The organism is Geminocystis sp., assembly GCF_041753295.1.
Lineage (GTDB): Bacteria > Cyanobacteriota > Cyanobacteriia > Cyanobacteriales > Cyanobacteriaceae > Geminocystis.
Window position 1 is genome coordinate 1 of sequence record NZ_JBGSUU010000041.1, and the last position, 1,685, is coordinate 1,685.

At 35.3% G+C, this 1,685-nt stretch carries 1 protein-coding gene; it reads right to left on the reverse strand.

All coding sequences use genetic code 11. The features are described 5' to 3' along the window. Nucleotides 1–439: 439 nt before the first annotated feature. On the reverse strand, nucleotides 440–1,339 hold the full coding sequence (locus ACEW8E_RS03970) for a LysR substrate-binding domain-containing protein (RefSeq protein ID WP_373479044.1): 900 nt from the start codon (nucleotides 1,337–1,339) through the stop codon (nucleotides 440–442). Between the last annotated feature and the right edge of the window lie 346 nt (nucleotides 1,340–1,685).

The following is a 1,685-nucleotide window of genomic DNA, read 5'->3' on the forward strand; positions in this document are numbered from 1 at the left end:
ACTTTGTTTTCAACAAAAAATAAATCAAACAAGTGTGGGATGAATTTCGACAGATAAATAAACGTTCTATCTTGTCACAACGGTTGAAAATTCTGATAAGATAAGAACAACCGCACACGGGCGGATAATGGCGATAACCAAGCCATACACATAAATATAATTCTATGATACCGTGTATTTGACCTACGGAACGTGGGGTAAAGCCTATCGTCAGAAATTAAGACTCGTTACTTCTCGGAGTAAAAAGCATTTCTTTGGGTAGGAAGCCAACACTGTAATTTTAATTCAGTGTGGGTAGTTCACAGTTTATGAATGTCATAAATATATTGTTAGTTGCTTTTGTTTAAAACAAAAATACAGATATATGTAAACCAAAAAATAAACTTTAACGTTGTATTTACTTTTGTTTAAGTACATTTTATGATGAGGAAGATCTAAGTTAAACTTCCATAAGTAGAGTTCTATCAATTAAAAAATCTAAAAAAGTTTTGGCAACTACAGATAATTGTTTCCCCGCTAAATGAGAGATATACCAGTATCGAGAAATAGGGAATTTTTCTACATTAAGAATTGTTAAATCTTCATGACAAGCAGAAGTTAAGGTATGTTTAGACAACACAGAGATTCCTAATCCACCTAAAATAGCTTGTTTGATAGCTTCATTACTACCTAATTCTAGGCGCACTTTTACCGTAATATCATATTGATTAAATAAATTTTGTACGGCTTTTCGAGTTCCAGAGCCAGATTCGCGCATAATAAAAGGATAGAACTGTAACTTTTCTAAAAGTACTTGTTTCTCTTTGGCTAAAGGATGATCTTTTCTAGCAATAACTACTAATGGATTCTCAATGAAAGGTTTACTTTTTAAATCAATTTCTTCTGGTGGTTGACTCATAATGTATAAGTCATCTTGATTATTTAACATTCTCTGCTGTATTTGTTGATGGTTGATTACTTGCAACGTCACATCAATATCAGGGTAAATTTGACAAAATGAGCCTAAAATACGAGGAATAAAATAAGCTGCTGTAGTGATAACGGATAAACGTAATTTTCCTTCTTTTGTACCTTTAAAATCGGCAATTTTCATTTCAAAGTTGTCTAATTCTGTGAAAACATCTTGACAGCTTGTAAATAATGCTTTTCCTGCTTCGGTGAGGTAAAGTTGTTTGCCAATCTGCTCAAATAAAGGTAAGCCAACGCTTTTCGTTAATTGTTTGACTTGACTTGATACTGTTGGTTGAGTGATGTCTAATTCTTCTGCTGCTTTGGTAAAACTACCTAAACGTGCGGTGGTTTCAAATACTTTTAGTTGATGTAAGGTTGCTTGAATCAAACATTTTTCTCCTTTATCTATTTATCTTTTATTATACATAATAAATCATAGATAGATAAAAGTCAATGAACTGTTTTGTTAATTATACTTTATCTCAAGATTAGACTTCTTGCAGAAGTGGAGTAATCAGTAATCAGTAATCAGTAATCAGTAATCAGTAATCAGTAATCAGTAATCAGTACGCACTCGCCCTTTCCTCGTCCCCAGTCTCCAGCCTCCAGTCCCCGGCCCCTACTTTTCACCCGGCTCCTCTTCGGTGGAACTCAACGTCTCCTCCGCATCTGCCAGTGACTCGCGGGCCTGGGCAACCACTTTTGCGGCCCAAGGCCGGTTGCCTGCGAGCCGA